The 18399-nt window shown below is 65.5% G+C and carries 18 protein-coding genes; 6 read left to right on the forward strand and 12 right to left on the reverse strand.

Annotated features, from left to right (window positions below; all coding sequences use genetic code 11):
- Nucleotides 1-100 precede the first annotated feature (100 nt).
- From F3J15_RS00325 to F3J15_RS00340, 4 genes are all read right to left on the reverse strand, one after another.
- On the reverse strand, nucleotides 101-1234 hold the full coding sequence (locus F3J15_RS00325) for a hybrid sensor histidine kinase/response regulator (protein ID WP_069251012.1): 1134 nt from the start codon (nucleotides 1232-1234) through the stop codon (nucleotides 101-103).
- 483 nt (nucleotides 1235-1717) lie between these two features.
- Nucleotides 1718-3301 (reverse strand): Na+/H+ antiporter, encoded by a 1584-nt coding sequence (locus tag F3J15_RS00330; RefSeq protein ID WP_166886309.1) that lies wholly within the window; start codon nucleotides 3299-3301, stop codon nucleotides 1718-1720.
- 242 nt (nucleotides 3302-3543) lie between these two features.
- Nucleotides 3544-4977, reverse strand: a complete 1434-nt coding sequence (locus tag F3J15_RS00335) for an aldehyde dehydrogenase family protein (protein ID WP_166886312.1) — start codon at nucleotides 4975-4977, stop codon at nucleotides 3544-3546.
- 29 nt (nucleotides 4978-5006) lie between these two features.
- Nucleotides 5007-6647: an acetolactate synthase large subunit gene (locus tag F3J15_RS00340; RefSeq protein ID WP_069251009.1), complete on the reverse strand. Its 1641-nt coding sequence runs from the start codon at nucleotides 6645-6647 to the stop codon at nucleotides 5007-5009.
- Nucleotides 6648-6998: 351 nt separating this feature from the next.
- Here F3J15_RS00340 and F3J15_RS00345 point away from each other — a divergent pair, with 351 nt between their 5' ends.
- Complete coding sequence (locus F3J15_RS00345) at nucleotides 6999-7316, forward strand: type II toxin-antitoxin system RelE/ParE family toxin (RefSeq protein ID WP_166886314.1); 318 nt, start codon at nucleotides 6999-7001, stop codon at nucleotides 7314-7316.
- A 3-nt stretch (nucleotides 7317-7319) separates the two neighbouring features.
- Nucleotides 7320-7619, forward strand: coding sequence for an addiction module antidote protein (locus F3J15_RS00350; protein WP_069251007.1), 300 nt, complete (start codon nucleotides 7320-7322; stop codon nucleotides 7617-7619).
- A 48-nt stretch (nucleotides 7620-7667) separates the two neighbouring features.
- On the opposite strand, the gene F3J15_RS00355 is transcribed toward F3J15_RS00350, so the two are convergent.
- From F3J15_RS00355 to andAc, 5 genes are all read right to left on the reverse strand, one after another.
- Complete coding sequence (locus F3J15_RS00355; RefSeq protein ID WP_166886316.1) at nucleotides 7668-8954, reverse strand: DUF445 domain-containing protein; 1287 nt, start codon at nucleotides 8952-8954, stop codon at nucleotides 7668-7670.
- A 170-nt stretch (nucleotides 8955-9124) separates the two neighbouring features.
- The gene (gene andAa, locus F3J15_RS00360) at nucleotides 9125-10345 is read right to left on the reverse strand and encodes an anthranilate 1,2-dioxygenase system ferredoxin--NAD(+) reductase (protein ID WP_166886319.1); all 1221 of its coding nucleotides are present in this window, start codon (nucleotides 10343-10345) and stop codon (nucleotides 9125-9127) included.
- On the reverse strand, nucleotides 10335-10661 hold the full coding sequence (gene andAb / locus F3J15_RS00365) for an anthranilate 1,2-dioxygenase ferredoxin subunit AndAb (protein ID WP_006479527.1): 327 nt from the start codon (nucleotides 10659-10661) through the stop codon (nucleotides 10335-10337). The genes andAa and andAb overlap by 11 nt, the downstream gene beginning before the upstream one ends.
- Before the next feature lie 20 nt (nucleotides 10662-10681).
- Nucleotides 10682-11170 carry an anthranilate 1,2-dioxygenase small subunit AndAd gene (gene andAd, locus F3J15_RS00370; protein WP_011355917.1) on the reverse strand — a complete coding sequence of 163 codons (489 nt, stop codon included), beginning with the start codon at nucleotides 11168-11170 and terminating at the stop codon, nucleotides 10682-10684.
- 14 nt (nucleotides 11171-11184) lie between these two features.
- Nucleotides 11185-12456 carry an anthranilate 1,2-dioxygenase large subunit AndAc gene (andAc, locus tag F3J15_RS00375; protein WP_166886322.1) on the reverse strand — a complete coding sequence of 424 codons (1272 nt, stop codon included), beginning with the start codon at nucleotides 12454-12456 and terminating at the stop codon, nucleotides 11185-11187.
- Nucleotides 12457-12669: 213 nt separating this feature from the next.
- Between andAc and andR the strand changes: the two genes are divergently transcribed.
- Entirely contained in the window at nucleotides 12670-13629 is a 960-nt protein-coding gene (andR, locus tag F3J15_RS00380) for an anthranilate 1,2-dioxygenase regulatory protein AndR (RefSeq protein WP_069251003.1), read from the forward strand.
- A gap of 149 nt (nucleotides 13630-13778) precedes the next feature.
- Here the strand turns inward: andR and F3J15_RS00385 are convergent, their stop codons facing one another.
- Nucleotides 13779-14669, reverse strand: coding sequence for a LysR family transcriptional regulator (locus tag F3J15_RS00385; RefSeq protein WP_166886325.1), 891 nt, complete (start codon nucleotides 14667-14669; stop codon nucleotides 13779-13781).
- A 91-nt stretch (nucleotides 14670-14760) separates the two neighbouring features.
- Here F3J15_RS00385 and F3J15_RS00390 point away from each other — a divergent pair, with 91 nt between their 5' ends.
- The 3 genes from F3J15_RS00390 to catC are packed head-to-tail and all read left to right on the forward strand — an operon-like array spanning nucleotide 14761 to nucleotide 17162.
- Nucleotides 14761-15894: a muconate/chloromuconate family cycloisomerase gene (locus F3J15_RS00390; RefSeq protein ID WP_166886328.1), complete on the forward strand. Its 1134-nt coding sequence runs from the start codon at nucleotides 14761-14763 to the stop codon at nucleotides 15892-15894.
- 31 nt (nucleotides 15895-15925) lie between these two features.
- Nucleotides 15926-16828 carry a catechol 1,2-dioxygenase gene (catA, locus tag F3J15_RS00395; RefSeq protein ID WP_089443064.1) on the forward strand — a complete coding sequence of 301 codons (903 nt, stop codon included), beginning with the start codon at nucleotides 15926-15928 and terminating at the stop codon, nucleotides 16826-16828.
- Nucleotides 16829-16871: 43 nt separating this feature from the next.
- Complete coding sequence (gene catC / locus F3J15_RS00400) at nucleotides 16872-17162, forward strand: muconolactone Delta-isomerase (RefSeq protein ID WP_011355923.1); 291 nt, start codon at nucleotides 16872-16874, stop codon at nucleotides 17160-17162.
- 331 nt (nucleotides 17163-17493) lie between these two features.
- Here catC and F3J15_RS00405 read toward each other — a convergent pair whose 3' ends face one another.
- Both F3J15_RS00405 and tssJ read right to left on the reverse strand, forming a co-directional pair.
- Complete coding sequence (locus F3J15_RS00405; protein WP_166886331.1) at nucleotides 17494-17808, reverse strand: hypothetical protein; 315 nt, start codon at nucleotides 17806-17808, stop codon at nucleotides 17494-17496.
- Between the two features lie 55 nt (nucleotides 17809-17863).
- On the reverse strand, nucleotides 17864-18394 hold the full coding sequence (tssJ, locus tag F3J15_RS00410; RefSeq protein WP_166886335.1) for a type VI secretion system lipoprotein TssJ: 531 nt from the start codon (nucleotides 18392-18394) through the stop codon (nucleotides 17864-17866).
- Nucleotides 18395-18399: the final 5 nt, after the last annotated feature.

Here is an 18399-nt window from a genome sequence, read left to right on the forward strand (position 1 = left end):
AGCGTTGAAAAAATCCACGCCCGCCTGCGCGCCGGACGGCGCGCCACGAGCACATCAGGGTCTCTCGGGCAGCGCGGCGCCGGCAGGCCGCGCCGCGACATCACCGCTCCGCTTGCGCCGGCAGCCGAAGCGCGACCATGAAGCCGCGCGCCGTATTGCGCATCAGGATCTGGCCGCGATGCCGCGCCGCCGTCGCGCGGACGAACGCGAGCCCGAGGCCGAAGCCGCCGCGCGCCGCGCCATGCGCGGATTCGAGCTGCACGAACGATTCGGTCGCGGCCGTGCGCTGCTCCGGCGCGATTCCCGCGCCGGTGTCCTCGACACCGATCAGCCAGGCGCCGTCCTCGCTGCCCAGCGTGCAGTGCACGTCCGTGCCGGCCGGGCCGTACTTCAGCCCGTTGTCGATCAGGTTCGCGACCGCGCGCGTCAGCATCATGCGGTCGCCCATCGTCACGCATTCGGTATCGGGCACGTGCGCGGCAACCCGGCTGCCGAGCCCGGCCGCCTTCTCCCACAGCTGGTCGACGGCGTCGAGCACGATCTCGTTGAGACTCACGACCTCGTGCGCGCGGCGCTCGGACTGCGCGCGGGTCAGGTGGATGAAGCCGTCGGCCAGCGCGAGCGCGCGCCGCGCATGGCCGGCAATGCGCTCCATGATCGCCGGCATCTCGCCGTGCTCGGTCCGGTAGACGTCGAGCAGCGCCAGGATCGACGTCTGCGGCGAACGCATGTCATGCGACAGGAAATCGAGCGCCTCGTCGCGCTGCCGGGACATCAGGTAAGAATTCGAGTGATAGCGGATGCGGGCAGCCAGCTCCATCGCGTCGGGGAGCTTCACCAGATAGTCGTTCGCGCCGGCGATGAACGCCTCGCGCTTGACGATCGGCTCCTCCTTCGCGGACAGCACGATGATCGGCACGCGAGCGGTGCCGGCGTCCGCGCGCCACGCGCGGACCAGATCGAGGCCGTCGATCTCCGGCATCACGAGATCCTGCAGGATGACAGTCGGCTTCACGTCGCGCGCGACCGCCATCGCCCGGTGCGCGTCGGTGCACACATGCAGGTCGATGTCATGTTCGCTGCGCAGCGCGCGGCGGATCACCTCGCCGACGAACGGTTGATCGTCGACGAGAAGGACCGATAACCCCGATTCAAGACAATCCGAGGCATTATCACCGCTCGATTCTTTCATAAATACAGTTTCAAACGCCGATTCTCCAATCGATTCTTTCATAGGAGTTGTTTATCAGACTTGGGACGCTATCTTATTCCAGCGGTTGAAAAAAACCGCCTGATTCCGCCGAATTGGCCTGTCGGCACCGCCTTGCAGGGTTTTGGACGCCGATTTCTCCCCGTTGGCGACCGTATTACCTCCGCATCCTTTCTCTCAATAAACATAACCGGCTGATTCTAAATGAAATTAGAACACAGCATCTATCTCAATCCGGTTTAGTTTTGCCAAATATGTAGAAAGAGACGGAAACAGTTAAATCGGATCATTTCCGGATTCGAAAGACGATAACGTTTGCGAGACCGGCGCGATAAGGTTTGCATGCGCTGCAAGGCTCGCTGCCGTCGCATTTGAGGGCCGGATGAATATCCGCCCAATCGGCGGGCGCTCGAAAGAAAAAAAGCGCGCCGGGCAACGTTCGGCCCGGGCGCGCTTCGGGCCGGCTGACGCCGGCCGCTCGATGGCGAGGTGACGAAGTGGGCGGCCTTACCCGCGCGCGTGCTGCGCGGACACTTCCTGCAGGTCGAGGTCGCGCTCGAGCGCATGCAGCATCTCGTCGTGGATGCGCCCCGAACGGTGCAGGCGCAACAGTTCCGCGCGACCGGCCCGGATCGCGGCCAGCACGACGTCGTAGTGCGCGGCACGCACTTCAGCCGGATACGTCGGCTCGTTCTTCGCCTTTTCCGTCAATTCCGCGCGATACGTGTACTGCTCGAGCAGGCGCGGATGGATCACGACCCCGTTCTCGTCGCGCACGAGCGGCTGGATCGCCGCGAGCTGCGCCGCCTCGACGTACGCCCACGTCTGCGGCTCGGTCAGGTGGTGCGACGCGCGTTCTTCGCGCTGCGGCAGGCGCAGCAACCGAATCAACGGCCCGATCGTCGTGCCCTGCAGCAGCACGGTGACGAGGATCACCGCAAACGACGCGACCAGGATCACGTCGCGGCCGGGCATCGCCTCGGGCAGCGACAACGCGATCGCCAGCGTGACGACGCCGCGCATCCCGGCCCAGCTCATGATCGTCGCGGCCTTCCAGTCGGGCGCTTCGCCGCGCCGCACGATCCCGCGCACCGGCCACTTCAGCGCCTCGACCGCGTAGATCCACACGAAGCGCGACACGATCACCGCCGCCAGCACCGCGAGCATCGGCGGCACCATCGTGGCAAGCACCTGCTCGAAACCGCCGAGCCGGTGGATCGCGCCGCGCAGCGACAGCCCGATCAGCACGAACACCATCGCTTCGAGCAGGAACACGATGACCTGCCAGAACGCGGTGCCGCGCGTGCGCACGGCCGCTGAGAACACCTCGTGCTGATGCCAGCCGACGATCATGCCGGCCGTGACGGTAGCGATCACGCCGGACACTTCGACCATTTCCCCCGCGATGTACGCGATCCAGCCGGCGATCACCGCGACGGTGATCACGAGATAGTCGTCGTCGAGCAGCTTCAGGAACCACACGACGAGCTTGCCGACCGCGAAGCCGACCACCACGCCGCCGAGCCCGAGTTCCGCGAAACCCACGACCGCGTGGCCGAGGCTGAAGGTGCCCGACAGCGCCGCGACGACCGCGAAGCGGAACAGCACGAGGCCGGCCGCATCGTTCAGCAGGCTCTCGCCTTCGAGCAGCACCATCAGCCGGCGCGGCAGCGCGACGCGCTCGAGCACGGCCTTCGCTGCCACGGCGTCGGGCGGCGACACGATCGCGCCGAGTGCGAAGCACGCGGCCCACGGCAGCGACGGCGCCGCCCAGTGCACGGCGAAGCCGACCGCGAACGTCGTGAACACGACCGCGCCGATCGCAAGCAGCAGGATGCCGCCGACATTGCGCTTGAATTCCTCCCACACCGAGAAGTACGCGCCGTCCATCAGCAGCGGCGGCAGGAACACCAGCAACACCAGTTCCGGATCGAGATTGATCGGCGGCAGGCCGGGAATGAACGCGATGCCGATGCCGCCGATCAGCAGCGCGGCTGCGGGCGGCAACCGCAGCCGCTTGGCGATGCATTCGAGCGCGACGATCGCGAGAAACGACAACAAAACCAGCTTGAATGCCGAGACGGGGGACATGAATCGACCTCGTGAAGAATGAATTCGCGCTTTCCGGCGTCGTACCCCGGTCGGCAGTTTCGCGCGATTACATCACGAGGCGAGGCCCGCAGTCGAGCGCGTTCGGGCCGCCGGCCGTTCGCGGCGGTCACGGTGCGGGCCCGGCGCCGGCCCGATGTGCGCGGCGCCATGAAAAACGGCACGCGGGCCGGCCCGATCGCCCGCCTGCGTGCCGTCGCGGTAATGCGCCGCCCGCCCGCGCGTTACCGGCGCCGCACGACCATCAGCCGCGGCTCGGTCATGTCCTCGATCGCGTAGCGGATCCCTTCGCGGCCGAGGCCCGAATCCTTCACACCGCCGTACGGCATGTTGTCGACGCGGAACGACGGCACGTCGTTGATCACGACGCCGCCGACCTCCAGCTCGTCCCACGCGCGCTGCGCATGCGCGAGCGAATCGGTGAACACGCCGGCCTGCAGCCCGAAGTCGCTGTCGTTCACGCGCGCGAGCGCATCGTCGAACCGGTCGAACTTCTCGAGGATCGCGACAGGGCCGAATGCCTCCTTCCGGTACAGGTCCTGCTCGTGCCCGACGTTTTCCAGCAGCGTCGCCTCGAACATCGAGCCATCGACCTTGCCGCCCGCGACGATCTTCGCGCCCGCCGCGACGGCCGCGTCCATCCAGCCCGACAGCCGGCGCGATTCGGACTCGGAGATCATCGGGCCGACGAACGTCGACGGATCCTTCGGGTCGCCCATCTTCAGCGAACGCGTCTTCGCGATCAGCTTGTCGCGCAGCGCGTCATACAGGTCGGCATGCACGAGGATCCGCTGCACGCCGATACAGCTCTGGCCCGACTGGTAATACGCGCCGAACGCAAGACGCTCGACCACGTAGTCGAGCTGGTCGCGCTGGTCCGCATCGACGATCGCGGCCGCGTTGCCGCCGAGCTCCAGCACGACTTTCTTCTTGCCGGCCTTCTCCTTCAGCGCCCAGCCGACGGCCGGCGAACCCGTGAACGACAGCAGCTTGAAACGCTCGTCGGTCGTGAACAGGTCGGCGCCGTCGCGATGCGCGGGCAGCACCGAGAATGCGCCCTTCGGCAAATCGGTTTCCGCGAGCACCTCGCCGATGATCAGCGCGCCGATCGGCGTGCGGCTCGCCGGCTTCAGCACGAACGGACAGCCGGCCGCGAGCGCGGGCGCGACCTTGTGCGCGGCGAGATTCAGCGGGAAGTTGAACGGCGAGATGAACGAGCACGGGCCGACCGGCACGCGCTTCGTATAGCCCGTGTAGCCCTGCGCACGCGCGGAGATCTCGAGGTTGATGATTTCGCCGTCGATACGCACCGATTCCTCGGACGCCACGCGGAACGTGTCGATCAGCCGCGTCACTTCGCCCTTCGAATCGTTGATCGGCTTGCCGGCCTCGATGCACAGCGCCTCGGCCAGTTCGTCGAAGCGCTCGCGAAAGCGCGCGACGCAATGATCGAGCACGGCCTGCCGCTTGTAGGCCGGCAGCTCGCGCATCGGCTTCGTGGCGTCGACGGCCGCGCCGATCGCCGCGTCGATGGCCTTCGCGTCGGCCAGCGCGACGCGTGTCGCGACCTTGCCGCTGAACTTGTCCGTCACGTCCAGATCGGTGTTCGCGTAGACGGCTTCGTTGGCGAGGTAGTACGGATAGGTTTCCTTCAACATGGAACGACTCCTTCCTGTGAACGGGACATTCAGAGTTGCGCCGACAGGCGCTTGATCTCGCGATTCAGCACGCGCTCGTTGTCCGAGTAGTCGATCGGCACGTCGATCACGTGCACGCCCGGCGACGAGAAACACTCGCGCAGCAGCGGCTCGAGATCGTCGGCCGATTCGACGCGATGCCCGTGCGCGCCGTAGCTTTGCGCATACGCGACGAAATCGGGGTTCTGCAGCGTCATCGCGAAATCGGGGAAATTCATGTTCTCCTGCTTCCAGCGGATCATCCCGAACGCGTCGTCGCGCAGGATCATCACGACGAGGTCGAGCTTCAGCCGCACGGCCGTTTCGAGCTCCTGCGAATTCATCATGAAACCGCCGTCGCCGCACACGGCGATCACCTTGCGCTGCGGATGCACGATCTTCGTCGCGATCGCCGACGGTAGCCCCGCCCCCATCGACGCGAGCGCGTTGTCGAGCAGCAACGAATTCGGCTCGTGCGCGCGCCAGTAACGCGCGAACCAGATCTTGTACATCCCGTTGTCGAGACAGACGATGCCGTCGACCGGCATCGCGTTGTACAGATCGTTGACGATCCGCACCGGGTACATCGGGAAGCGCGGATCGTGCTGGCCCTTCTCCAGATGGGCGTCGAAATGCTCCTTGATCATCCGGAAGCGCTCGAAATCCCAGTGCGATTGCGGCGTCACCGCTTCCTTCATCTGCCACACCGCGTTCGCGATGTCGCCGACCACCTCGATCTGCGGGAAATAAACAGGATCGACCTGCGCGCCGAGGAAGTTCACATGGATCACAGTCTTGTCGTCGGTACGCATGAAGAACGGCGGCTTCTCGATCACGTCGTGGCCGACGTTGATGATGCAGTCCGCGTGCTCGATCGCACGGTGCACGAAATCGCCGTCGGACAGCGTCGCGTTGCCGAGCCACAGCGGGTGCGTCTCGTCGATCACGCCCTTGCCCATCTGCGTCGTGAAGAACGGGATGCCCGTCTTGTCGACGAATTCGAGCAACATCTTGCAGGTGGTCTTGCGGTTGCCGCCCGCGCCGATCATCAGGAGCGGATGGCGCGCGGCCTGGATCGCGTCGACCGCGTGCGCGACCGCCTTCTCCTCGGCCACCGGCCGCCGGCTGTAGCTGCGCGGGATCGGCTTGCCGTCGCCCTCCTCGTGCGCGATGTCTTCCGGCAGCTCGAGGTGCGCGGCGCCCGGGCGCTCTTCCTCCGCGCGACGGAACGCCTCGCGCACGGCCGACGGGATGTTGCCGATCGACACGATCTGCCGCGTGAACTTCGTGAGCGGCTGCATCATGTCGACCACGTCGACGATCTGGAAGTGGCCCTGCTTGCTGGACTTGATCGGCTTCTGCCCGGTGATCATCAGCATCGGCATGCCGCCGAGCTGCGCATACGCGGCGGCCGTCACGAAGTTCGTCGCGCCGGGCCCGAGCGTGGCGATACACACGCCGGTGCGGCCCGTCAGGCGGCCGTAGGTGGCGGCCATGAACCCGGCCGCCTGCTCGTGCCGGGTCAGCACGAGCTTGATCTTCGATCGCCGCAGCGATTCGAGCAGATCGAGGTTTTCCTCGCCGGGAATGCCGAATACGTACTCGACGCCTTCGGCTTCCAGCGCCTTCACGAACAGATCCGATGCTTTCATGGGGACTCTCGGTTGATGCCGCCTGCCCGGCCTACGGACACGCAGCGTTCAGAACGCGCGCCGGCCTACGGCACGCGGACGCTTTACCTACTGGACACAAACCACGGCACTGCCCGCCGCGCAACACGCGCTGCACGGCGGCGCCTCCGGATACCGGAGGACGAACGGATCCGCCCGCGCGCGGCAAGCACGCACGGGCGGCAAGGACGTTTTTGATTGTAGACGGATTCGGAAGATCCCGACTTCGGCCGAACGGCCATTTGGCACACAAGCGAAGCGCACCGCCCTACTGTAGCGGCAATGACACTCGACACCTCAGACATGTGAACCATGGTTGACATACTGCAATCCATGCCCTACAGTGCGCCTACGTTCAGCATCCGGACCACCGACGTCTTCGACGCCTGGTTTGCCGGCCTGCCGGATCGCGTCGCGAAGCGCCGCATCCAGGCACGCATCGACCGCCTCTCGATGGGCAATCCGGGCGACTGGAAGTCCGCCGGCTCGCCGGTCGTCGAGATGCGGATCGACCACGGCCCGGGCTATCGCGTCTACTACGTCCGGCGCGGAACGATCTGGGTCATCCTGCTCTGCGGCGGCGATAAATCGACGCAACAGGCCGACATCCGCGCCGCGCACGCGATGCTCGCGCATCTCGACATGGAGTAACCGATGGACAAGATCAGCACGCGGCCGTGGGATTCGGCCGATCATCTGAAAACCGAAGACGACATGGCCGACTACTTCGAAGCGTGCCTGCAGGAAGGCGGCGACGATCCGGCCTTCATCGCACATGCGCTCGGCGTGATCGCACGGGCACGCGGCATGTCGCAGGTCGCGCGCGATGCGGGCCTGTCGCGCGAAGGGCTGTACAAGGCGCTGTCGCACGACGGCAACCCCAGCTTCGGTACGATCCTGAAGGTCATCAAGGCGCTCGGCCTGCAACTGCACGGCTCGAAAGCGCACGCATGATGCGCGGGCGCGGCCCGTCCCGCCCGCCGCGCGAGACCTGTGGCCGTGTCAGTGCAGCCAGCCGGCCGCCCAGCGCGGCACCAGCGACACCAGATACAACCCGAGCCCGATCAGCCCGCCGACCAGCGTGCCGTTGATGCGGATGTATTGCAGATCCTTGCCGATGTTCAGCTCGATCTGCCGCGACATCTCGCGCGCATCCCAGTTGCGCACCGTGTCGCGGATGTGACGCATCAGGAAATCCGCGAAATCCGGCGCCATCTCGTGCACGGCCTTCTCGACGTGCTCGTTCAACGACGCACGCAATGCCGGGCTCTCCGCGAGCCGCGAACCGAGCCAGCCGCCGAGCATCACGGCCTGCCGGTGCAGCGCCGAATCGGGGCGCGCGAGATCGGCCTTCAGCCACGCGCGCAACTGATCCCACAGGTCGCGCACATACTCGTTGAACGCGGCGCCGTCGCGGATATAGCGCTTGATCTCCTCGCCCTTCTCGATGAAAGCGGGATCGTGCTTCAACCGCTCGGTCAGCCGCACGACCGTCCGGTCGAAACGTTGCCGCAGTTCGTGCTCGGGATCGGCCGCCACGCCTTCCAGCACGCGGCTCACCGCATTCGCGAGCATTCGCGCGCCGTTCTCGCCGAACCACTGCGTCGGCATGATCTTCTCGACCTTCGGGTACTGCGTCTTCAGCCATTCGACGATGAAACCCGCGATCACCTCGCGGTTCTCCTCCTTGTCGAGCACGTCGACCACCTGTTCGATCGCATCGTCGAGCAGCGCCTGGTGGCGGCCGTCCTTCGTCAGCGTGTCGAGGATCGCGCCGGCCGATTGCGACAGGTCGATCCGGTCGATCACCGCGCGAAACGCGTCATGGACGAACGACTGGATCCGCGCGTCGTCGGTCATGTCGAGCGCGAAACTCATCAGCTTCGTCACATAGCCGCCGAGCGCGTCGGTGTTCGCCGGCTCGCCGAGCCACGCGCCGAGCTTCTGCGCGGGATCGTGCTGGCGGATCTGCGCGGCGAGCGCATCGGGACCGAGGAATTTCTCGCGCACGAACACCGCGAGGTTGTCGGCGATCTTGTCCTTGTTCTTCGGAATGATCTCGGTGTGGCGCGACACGAACGGGATCGGCACGCGGCGGAACAGCGCGACGACCGCGAACCAGTCGGCGAGCGCGCCGACCATCGCGGCTTCGGCCACGGCCTTGAAGCCGTCGACCCACGGGCCGCGCGGCAGCAGGATCGTCGTGACGAACACCGCGACGGCGGCCAGCAGCAGCCACAGCGCACGGCGCTTGCTGCGTTTCAGTTCGAGGGCTTTGTCTGGCGTCATGGGCAACGGGTCGGGCGAACGATGCCGCTAATATGCACCGGTTGCGGTGCTGCCGACAAACATTGCGACACGCGTCGAGCGTGTCGGACGCCGCCGGATCGGACCGGCGGATTGCACACGGCGCCGGCCGGCATCGTCACCGCATGCCGGGCCGGACGACCGAGCGCCTGCTACATGAACGTCTTCAGGTTCACCGCCGGGTCCGCAAGCTTCACCGGGTCCGGCACCGCCCCCGCCGCGATCAACCGGCGCGATGCGCCGATGTCGCGCCCCAGGTTCGCCGCGGCCACCGCGACGATCCTGCCGTCATCCCCCAGCCCGAACACCGTGAACGACCCGTTCGCCGGATCGCCGCGCACGACGATCGTGCGCTCGCTGCCGAACAGCCCGAGCATCTGCAGGTTGCAGTCGTACTGATCCGACCAGAGCCACGGCAGCTCGGCGTAGGTCTCGTCGGCGCCGAGCAGGTTCGCGGCCGCGACGGCCGGCTGGTTTTCGGCCACCTGCCACGATTCGATCCGCACGTGACGCCCGAGCAGCGGATTGAAGTGCATCGTCACCTCGCCCGCCGCGAAGATCGCGGGATCGACCGTGCGGCAGCCCGCATCGACGCGTATCCCGTTGTCGACATCGAGCCCCGCCGCCTGCGCCAGCTCGACATTCGGCACCACACCGATGCCGACCACGACGAGGTCGGCCGGCACGTCGCCGCGATCGGTCTCGACGATCGCACCGCCGCCCGGTGCGCGACGGATCGCGCGCGGCAGCGTCGCCATCTGAAAGACCACGCCACGTGCATCGTGCATCTGCCGCGCATACGCACCGACCACTTCCGGCAACGCACGCTGCAGCAGGCGCGGCGCCGGATCGATCACCGTCACGTCGCACCCGAGCTGGCGCGCCGCCGCCGCGACCTCCAGCCCGATGAACCCGCCGCCGAGCACCGCCACGCGACGGCCCGGCGCAAGCTGCGCGCGCAACGCACGCGCATCGTCGACCGTGCGGACGTAATGCGGCGTGACGCCTTCGTCGATCGTGCCACCGAACATGCGCACCCGCGAACCCGTTGCGAGCACGAGCCGCGCATACGGAAGCGTCGCGCCGTCGTCGAGCCGCACGCGCTGCGCATCGCGCTCGATCGCATCGACGCGCGTGCCGAGCCGCAGTTCGATGCGCTGCGTGTCGTACCACGCCGCGTCGCGCACGAACGCGCGCTGCTCACCGCCGTCCGTCAACAGCGCATCCTTCGACAGCGCGGGCCGGTCGTACGGCAGCTCACGTTCCGCGCCGATCATCACGATGCGCGCCGCGGCATCGCGCTCGCGCAGCGCTTCGGCCGTGCGCCGCGCGGCATGCCCGGCGCCGACGATCACGAACGGATCAGCCGACATTGACTTCCACCTGCCCGTCGACGATCCGGATCGGATAGGTCCGCACCGGCTCCGTGATCGGCGCGCATTTCGGCGCGCCGGTGCGGATGTCGATCAGCCCCTGGTGCAGCGGGCATTCGACGCAGCCGTCCTCCACATAGCCTTCGGACAGCCGCGCGTGGCCATGCGTGCAGAGGTCGTGCATCGCGAACAGTTCGTCGCCGATCCGGAACACCGCGATCGGCTTCTGGCCGGCGACGCGTGCCGCCGGTTCGTCTTCGGAGAATTCGTCGAAAGCGCCGAGCGGATGCCACTCGGCGAGCGTTGCTTCGGTCATGTCTGTTCCTTGCTTCCGTATCAGATCGGGGTGGCGAGCAGCGTCTGCACGCGCGACGTGTCGTAGATCACCCGCTTGGTCTTGTAGCGCAGCCCGTCCGGCGTACGCACGACCGTGTCGTAGTACTTGCCGGCCTGGTACACGTTCGACTCGCCGTTGCTGCGCGTCTGCACGACCACGTAGTTGCTCTCCGTGTCGATCTCGCCGTCACGTTCCGCGACGATCGTCAGGCCCGACGTCATGTGCCGGTACGTGTGCTCTTCGTAGATGTTCGCGTGCCGCAGCGACACTACGCGGTCGCGCAGCATCCGCTGGTTCGTGCAGTGGACGATCCCGACCGGCAGCCCGAGGTCGGCGTTCTCCTTCGGCACGATTTCGTACGTGCAGTCCTCGGTGAACATCGTCGGCCACGCTTCGAGCCGGTTGTTGTCGAGGTGCCCGATATAGCGGTTCTGGAGCATGTAAATCTCGAACCACGTCTTCATGTCTTCCGTCAGGTTTTCCATCATTCCGCGCTCCCGCTTCAATAGCCCATCAGCTTCTGGTAGCCGACCCAGAACTTGCGGATCAGGCTTTCGGTGATCACCGTGTCCTGCTGGTCCGGATTGCCGCGCGACATCTCGATCACCGACGTCGCGTCGCCGTCGCGCACCGTGCCGCGCTGCACGAGCTCGGTCGCCTCCGTGTCCTCCATCGAGATGTAGCCGGCCGGCCCGACGAGGTTCGCCTGCTTGATGCGCAGCGCGCGCAACTCGGGCGTATCGTCCGTGTAGCCGAAGAAGTGGAAGATCAGTTCGAAGTTGTCGGGGCCTTTCGGCAGGATCTGCCGTGCGACCAGCGTGTTGTGGATCTGCTGGATCACGAGCTGCGGAAAGATCGGCTGGATATGGTTCGTGCAGTCCTCGTCGTATTCCGATACGAGGTCGAGAATCGATTCGTCTTCCAGATGAAAGCCTTCGTCGAACGAGCGAATGTTCTGCTGCTTGTACGCGGCCGACGTATCGTCGCCCGTCTTCGTCACCGTGATGATGCTGTGCAGCCCGTGGTTCGCATCCGGAATCGAGCGCGCCTTCATCCCGACGCGGAAGATGTTGAAGGTCGTATGGAACAGGTGCAGCATGCTCGCGTGATACGGGTCCTTCACGTTCTCCATGTACAGCTTCCAGTTCGACTTCGAGTACTGGCGCGTGCAGCCGAGATACTCGATCGGCTTGTGGAAGATCCGGTCGATCCACGGCCGCATCTGCTCGCCGAGATAGTCGGGCAGCGGCATCACGTCGTCGCTGAAGGTCGCGAACACGAGCCCGCGATAGCTGTCGACGCGCAGCTTGCGCAGCCCGTGCTGCTTCGGGTCGAAGTCGGCCGGCATCCCGGACATCCCCTTCTGGCCGCGCCGGAACGGCACGCCGAGCAGGTTGCCCGAGTTGTCGAAGCTCCATTGGTGATAGACGCACGTGTGCGAGCTCGCGTTGCCGCGCGACTTGCGGCACACCTGCGCGCCGCGGTGCGCGCAGCGGTTCACCCACGCGGACAGCGCGCCGTCCTCGGTACGCGTGACGACCACCGGCGTGTCGCCGACGAACGTGCTCTTGAAGTCGCCGGCGTTCGGGATTTCGGCTTCGAGCGCGACGAAGTTCCACGTCGGGCCGCGGAAGATGCGTTCCTGCTCGCGATCGTAGACCGCGCGCGAGCTGAACACCTTGTACGGCACGCGCGAGCCGTCGTCGTGCGGAAAACTCACGTCGGACGCGTCGCCGCGCGCGGCGAAAACGACGGGCGATTCTGTCTGCTCCATGTCGGACTCCTTGTCGATCCGTTGCGTTGAATGCATGGAGCCGATTTTTGAAAAGCTAATATTCGCCGTCTATCCGGAAAGTGCGATTGCGGCAGTGCAATATCCACTTTCGGCGGATTTCTGCGCTAGCATGACGGCACACACGACCCGGCGCACGATCGCGCCCCATTGATCGGATCGAAGCGCACGCCGTCAACACCAAGGCTGATGCCCATGTCCCCAACGTCGTTCGAGCCGCTCGCGCTGCGCGCGCACCGGCTGTTCGAATCCCGCGACCTCGACGAGACGCGCGAGCGGATCTCGCGCGTGATGCAGCCGCATGCGCTGCTCCCGAACGGCCGCACGCGCGGTGCGTCGCACATGGATTTCGTCAGGCTCGGCGGGCTCGGAATCGGCACGATCGCGTTCGGCGACGCGATGCGCGTGCAGGTCGATGCAGTCGACGGCTATTACCTGCTGATGTTCTGCCTGTCCGGCCAGGCCGAGGTGCGCGCGATGGGACGGCAGCTCGGCGTCGACGGCCAGACCGGCGTGCTGTGTGCGCCCGGCGAGCGTTTCGACGCAGTGCTGTCCGCCGATTGCGAGCAGTTCGTGCTGCGCATCGACGCGGCGACCGTCGGCTCGCTAACCGGCGACCCGCGCGCGACGCTCGATCCCGTGCTGCATGTCAGCGACGCCGCGCTCGCCGCGTGGCGCCAGCAGCTGATGCTCGTCGCGCGCTCGCCCGAACTGCTCGAACGCGCAAACGCGAACCCGCGCGTCGCCTCCCAGCTCGAGCACCTGCTGATCGACCTGCTGATCGAAGGCCACCCGCCGTCCGTGCTGCAGGCGTCGCACCGCGACCCGGCGCCGGGCTTCGTGCGGCGCGCGCAGGAATTCGTGAACGCGCACTACGCGCAGCCGCTGCAGCTCGCCGATATCGTCCAGGCCGCCAACGTGCCGGAACGGACGCTGCGCGACGCGTTCCTGCAGTTCCGCGGGATGAGCCCGATGCAATACCTGCGCGCGACGCGGCTCGACCACGCGCGCGAACTGCTGCGCGGCGCGGTGTCCGACCGACGGATCGCCGACGTCGCGCTCGATTGCGGGTTTACGCACCTGGGGCGGTTCGCGATCGCGTATCGGGAGAAGTTTGGCGAATCGCCGTCGGAAACGCTCGACGGCAAGCGGTAACGTCGTCGCGCATGCTCGCGCGCCCGGCGGCTTGCGTAACGGCCCAAGCGCTCACACGACAGCGCATGACATCGCGGCGCCCTCCCCGCATCTGCAGGTGCCTGCCGAAACAGACCGTTAGTTGCGATTTATAGGGACGATGACGATCGTCACCCTGTCGGCACGATCATCTCCCGCGCAATCGCGCAAAACGCAGCCGTCAACGCGCTTTCGCCGTGCAGCCGGCGGCTCATGATGATCGGCGACGTCGCGGCCGGCTCCGGCAACCGCCGGTAGACCACGCCCTTCACGCGCACGCCCTCCACGCTCTCCGGCACCAGTGACACGCCGACCTGCGCGGCCACGAGCCCGAGCGCCGTCTGCAGCTCGCGCACCTCGTGAACGGCCACCGGCACCAGCGCGCCATCGCGCAGCGCGGACAGCTGCTGATCGGCGAAGCTCGGCCGCGGCGTGCTCGGATAGACGATCAGCGTCTCGTTCGCGATATCCGCGAGCGTCAGCGGCCGGGCCGGATCGGCAAGCGGATGCCCGACCGGCAGCGCCGCGATCAGCTTTTCCTCGATCAGCGCCTCGCGCACCAGTTGGTCGTCGTCGAAGCGCAGCCGGCCGAACCCCACGTCGATCCGCCCGCCCTTCAGCGCGCCGAGCTGTTCGAGCGTGAACATTTCGATCAGCGACAACTCGACGTCCGGCTGCGCCTCGCGAAACGCGCGGATCACGTCCGGCAGCGCGCCGTACAGCGTCGACGGTACGAAGCCGATCACGATCCGCTCCGACAGTTGTGCGAGCCGCCGCGTCAGCGGGCCGAGCTCGTCGGCCTGGTCGACGAGGCGCTTCGCCTGCGCATAGAACACGCGCCCCGCATCCGTCAGTTTCAGCGGCCGCGCGCCGCGCTCGAACAGCGGCAGCCCGATCTCGTCCTCGATCGCCTGGAGCTGGCGGCTGAGCGGCGGCTGCGTCATGTGCAGCCGCTCGGCCGCCCGCGTGATGTTCATTTCCTCGGCGACGGCGATGAAGTAGCGGAGCTGACGCAATTCCATTTCATGCCTCAAAGGTATGGAAGTAGTCGGAAAGAGTGTTGGACGACGCGGGGCGGGAATTCCTACCATGTGCACCAACAGGAGGAATCGCATGATAGCAACTGCCGCCACCATCGAACGCATCGAGACGCTGCTGGTCGACGTGCCGACGATCAGGCCCCACAAATTGTCGGTCGCCACGATGAATTGCCAGACCCTCGTGCTGGTGCGTGTTCGATGCACGGACGGTATCGAAGGCGTCGGCGAGGCGACGACCATCGGCGGTCTCGCGTACGGCGAGGAGAGCCCCGAAAGCATCAAGGTCAACATCGACACCTACTTCGCACCGCTGCTGCAGGGCATGGATGCGACCCGCCCGGGCGCCGCGCTGGCGCGCGCCCGCAAGCTGTTCCAGGGCAACCGCTTCGCGAAGTGCGCGATCGAGACCGCGCTGTTCGACGCGCAGGCGCGCCGCCTCGGCGTGCCGTTGTCGGAACTGTTCGGCGGCCGTCGGACCGATGCGGTCGATGTCGCATGGACGCTCGCGAGCGGCGATACGCAGCGCGACATCGCGGAAGCCGAGGCGATGCTCGACGCGCGCCGCCACCGCGCGTTCAAGCTGAAGATCGGCTCGAACGCGGTGGCCGACGACGTCGCGCACGTGATCGCGATCAAGCGCGCGCTCGGCGAACGCGGCGACGTGCGCGTCGACGTGAACCAGGCGTGGAGCGAAACCGACGCGATCTGGGCCGGCGCACGATTCGCCGAAGCCGGCGTGAGCCTGGTCGAGCAACCGATCGCCGCGACCAACCGCGCGGGGCTTAAACGCCTCACGCAACTGGCGCAGGTGCCGATCATGGCCGACGAGGCGCTGCACGGCCCCGTCGATGCATTCGCGCTCGCGCAGGATCGCGCGGCCGACGTGTTCGCGGTGAAGATCGCACAATCGGGTGGCCTGCAGGGTGCGGCGAGCGTCGCGTCGATCGCGGCGGCAGCCGGCATCGAGCTTTACGGCGGCACGATGCTCGAGGGCGCGGCCGGCACGATGGCTTCCGCGCAACTGTTCAGCACGTTCGACTCGCTGCAATGGGGCACCGAACTGTTCGGCCCGCTGCTGCTCACCGAGGAAATCCTCGTCGAGCCGTTGCGCTACGCGGATTTCAAGCTGCACCTGCCGGCGACGCCCGGCCTCGGCATCACCTTCGACTGGGCCCGCATCGAACGGATGCGACGCGACGCCCGCTGACCCCACACGACAACCGAAACCGGAGACACAGATGAACAAGCAAGCCATCGACGCACTGCTGAAGACCTTCGACGACGCCGCCGAGAAGCCGGGCAACCCGCGCGTGCGCGCGATCGTCAACCGGATCGTGAAGGACATCTGCTACACGATCGAGGACTTCGACGTGCAGCCGAGCGAATTCTGGACGGCGCTGAACTACCTGAACGAGGCCGGCCGCGAATTCGGGCTGATCGCGGCAGGCCTCGGCCTCGAGCGCTTCCTCGACGTGCGCATGGACGAAGCCGAGGAAAAGGCCGGCATCCAGGGCGGCACGCCGCGCACGATCGAAGGTCCGCTGTATGTCGCCGGTGCGCCGGAATCGGTCGGCCATGCGCGTCTCGACGACGGCACCGATCCGGGCCAGACGCTGATCATGCGCGGCCAGGTGCTCGGCCAGGATGGCGCGCCGATCGCGAACGCACTGGTCGAGGTATGGCACGCGAACCATCTTGGCAACTACTCGTACTTCGATCAGTCGCAGCCCGCGTTCAACCTGCGCCGCTCGATCCGCACCGACGCCGAAGGCCGCTACAGCTTCCGCAGCGTGCTGCCGGTCGGTTACAGCGTGCCGCCGGGCAGCAAGACCGAGCAACTGCTCGACCAGCTCGGCCGCCACGGCCATCGTCCGGCGCACATTCACTTCTTCGTTTCGGCGGACGGTTATCGTAAGCTGACGACGCAGATCAACATCGATGGCGATCCGCATCTGTGGGACGACTTCGCGTTCGCGACGCGCGACGGGTTGATCCCGCCGGTGAAGCAGGCCGAAGGCGCGGAAGGCAAACCGTATGGCGTCGACGGGCAGTTCGCGCTGATCGACTTCGATTTCTCGCTGCTCAAGGAAAAGCCGGACGTGCCGGGCAGCGAAGTCGAGCGGGCCCGCGCCCAGGCGTGAGTGGCCTTCCGATTCGACGAACCGATAACGCAAGGAGTGCAGGATGCTGTTTCATGTGGAAATGACCGTCCGTCTGCCGACGGACATGGATCCGGTCAAGGCGGCCACGCTGAAGGCGGAAGAAAAGGCGATGTGCCAGCGGCTGATGAACGAAGGGACCTGGCGGCATCTGTGGCGGATCGCCGGGCAGTATGCGAACGTCAGTATTTTCGATGTGGAAAGCGTGCAGCAGCTGCATGACCTGCTGAGTCAGCTGCCGTTGTTTCCGTATATGGAGATGGAAGTGCGGGCGCTGTGCCGGCATCCTTCTTCGGTGCGGGAAGATGATCGGTAAGCGGAGCTGCCAGCGCAGGTAGCCGCATCGCAGCCTCAGCTACACGCTAAACGGGCTACCCGCAGTTTCATCCGGGGTCGCCCGCTTCATGCTGTGATTCACAGGTGCGGAGCGTATCGCAGCGCTCGCCCGTTGCCCCACACCATTCCGCGACTTCTGCGTACTCACCCTGTCGATAACTTGGTAGCTGCACACCTTCGCGATGCGTCGTGCGACGGTCGCCTACATCAGCGTCTCGCCAAGATCGTCGATGTCCTTTCTGCCGCTACCGTCCATGACGAACGTGAAAACATCCTTCAACTGCGGCATCGACGGCACACCGCTTGTGTTGTCAAGCTAACAGATACATCGCCGAGATCGCAAGCGCTATCATTGCCAAACAATGAAGCGCCAATCCTTGGACAGCAACCGCAAGACTGAATGTCCTCCGGCGTCTGACAAGTCGAACTAGCGCAGCAATGGCCCACACAAAAGAATAAAAGAAAGCACCAAAAATTATGAAAATGTCTCCTATTCCGACTGCCAAATCATTCCATCCACCTTGGTGCACTGCAGTGTGGTTCCATAAAAGCGCAGCAACGACTACGAACAATTCAATACCAAATGCGTACACCCAGTATTTCGGAGTTCTTTCTTTTTCGTTCACTCAACACAACCTCATTTACAGCAGTTCAATCACGTCGACGAGATATCGTCTCTCGTCACCTTTCCCTCTTTTTTGACGCATTCTCACCGCCAAGCAGAAGTTGATCGGTCAAGTCGATGCTCAACGGTCTATCCGGGCTTAATCTCGTCTTTTCAATTACGTATTTCCATACGTCACCATTTCCTGGATTACGAAAGAACGCAACTACCGCGACGTATTTCGTATCGGCCTGCATTGGCTGCGATAGACTTGCTGACGCTGCGGGATTCAGCACGACCGCCATCGCGGCACGGATATCCTGTGCAAGCACTATCTTGTCGTTCTTCAGCAGATCGTCGTACGACACTCCGTCGAACGCCTTGCGATCCTTCAGTTGATAGACGCGCACGGCAACCGACGTGGGCCGTCCTACGTCGTCCGGATTCAATGCGGCACGCGCAGTCAGATCGACATCAAGCACCTTCACCTGCTTGAAAAACACGGCACGATACGCATTCGACGATGCATCCGACACCGACTGCCACGCACCACACCCCGACAGCAGCAACACGGCGGCAGCCGCGGCCGCACTCATTCGATAGAACATGAAGA

Origin of the sequence: Burkholderia sp. Ap-955 (genome assembly GCF_011753045.1) — a bacterium.
Lineage (GTDB): Bacteria > Pseudomonadota > Gammaproteobacteria > Burkholderiales > Burkholderiaceae > Burkholderia > Burkholderia lata_D.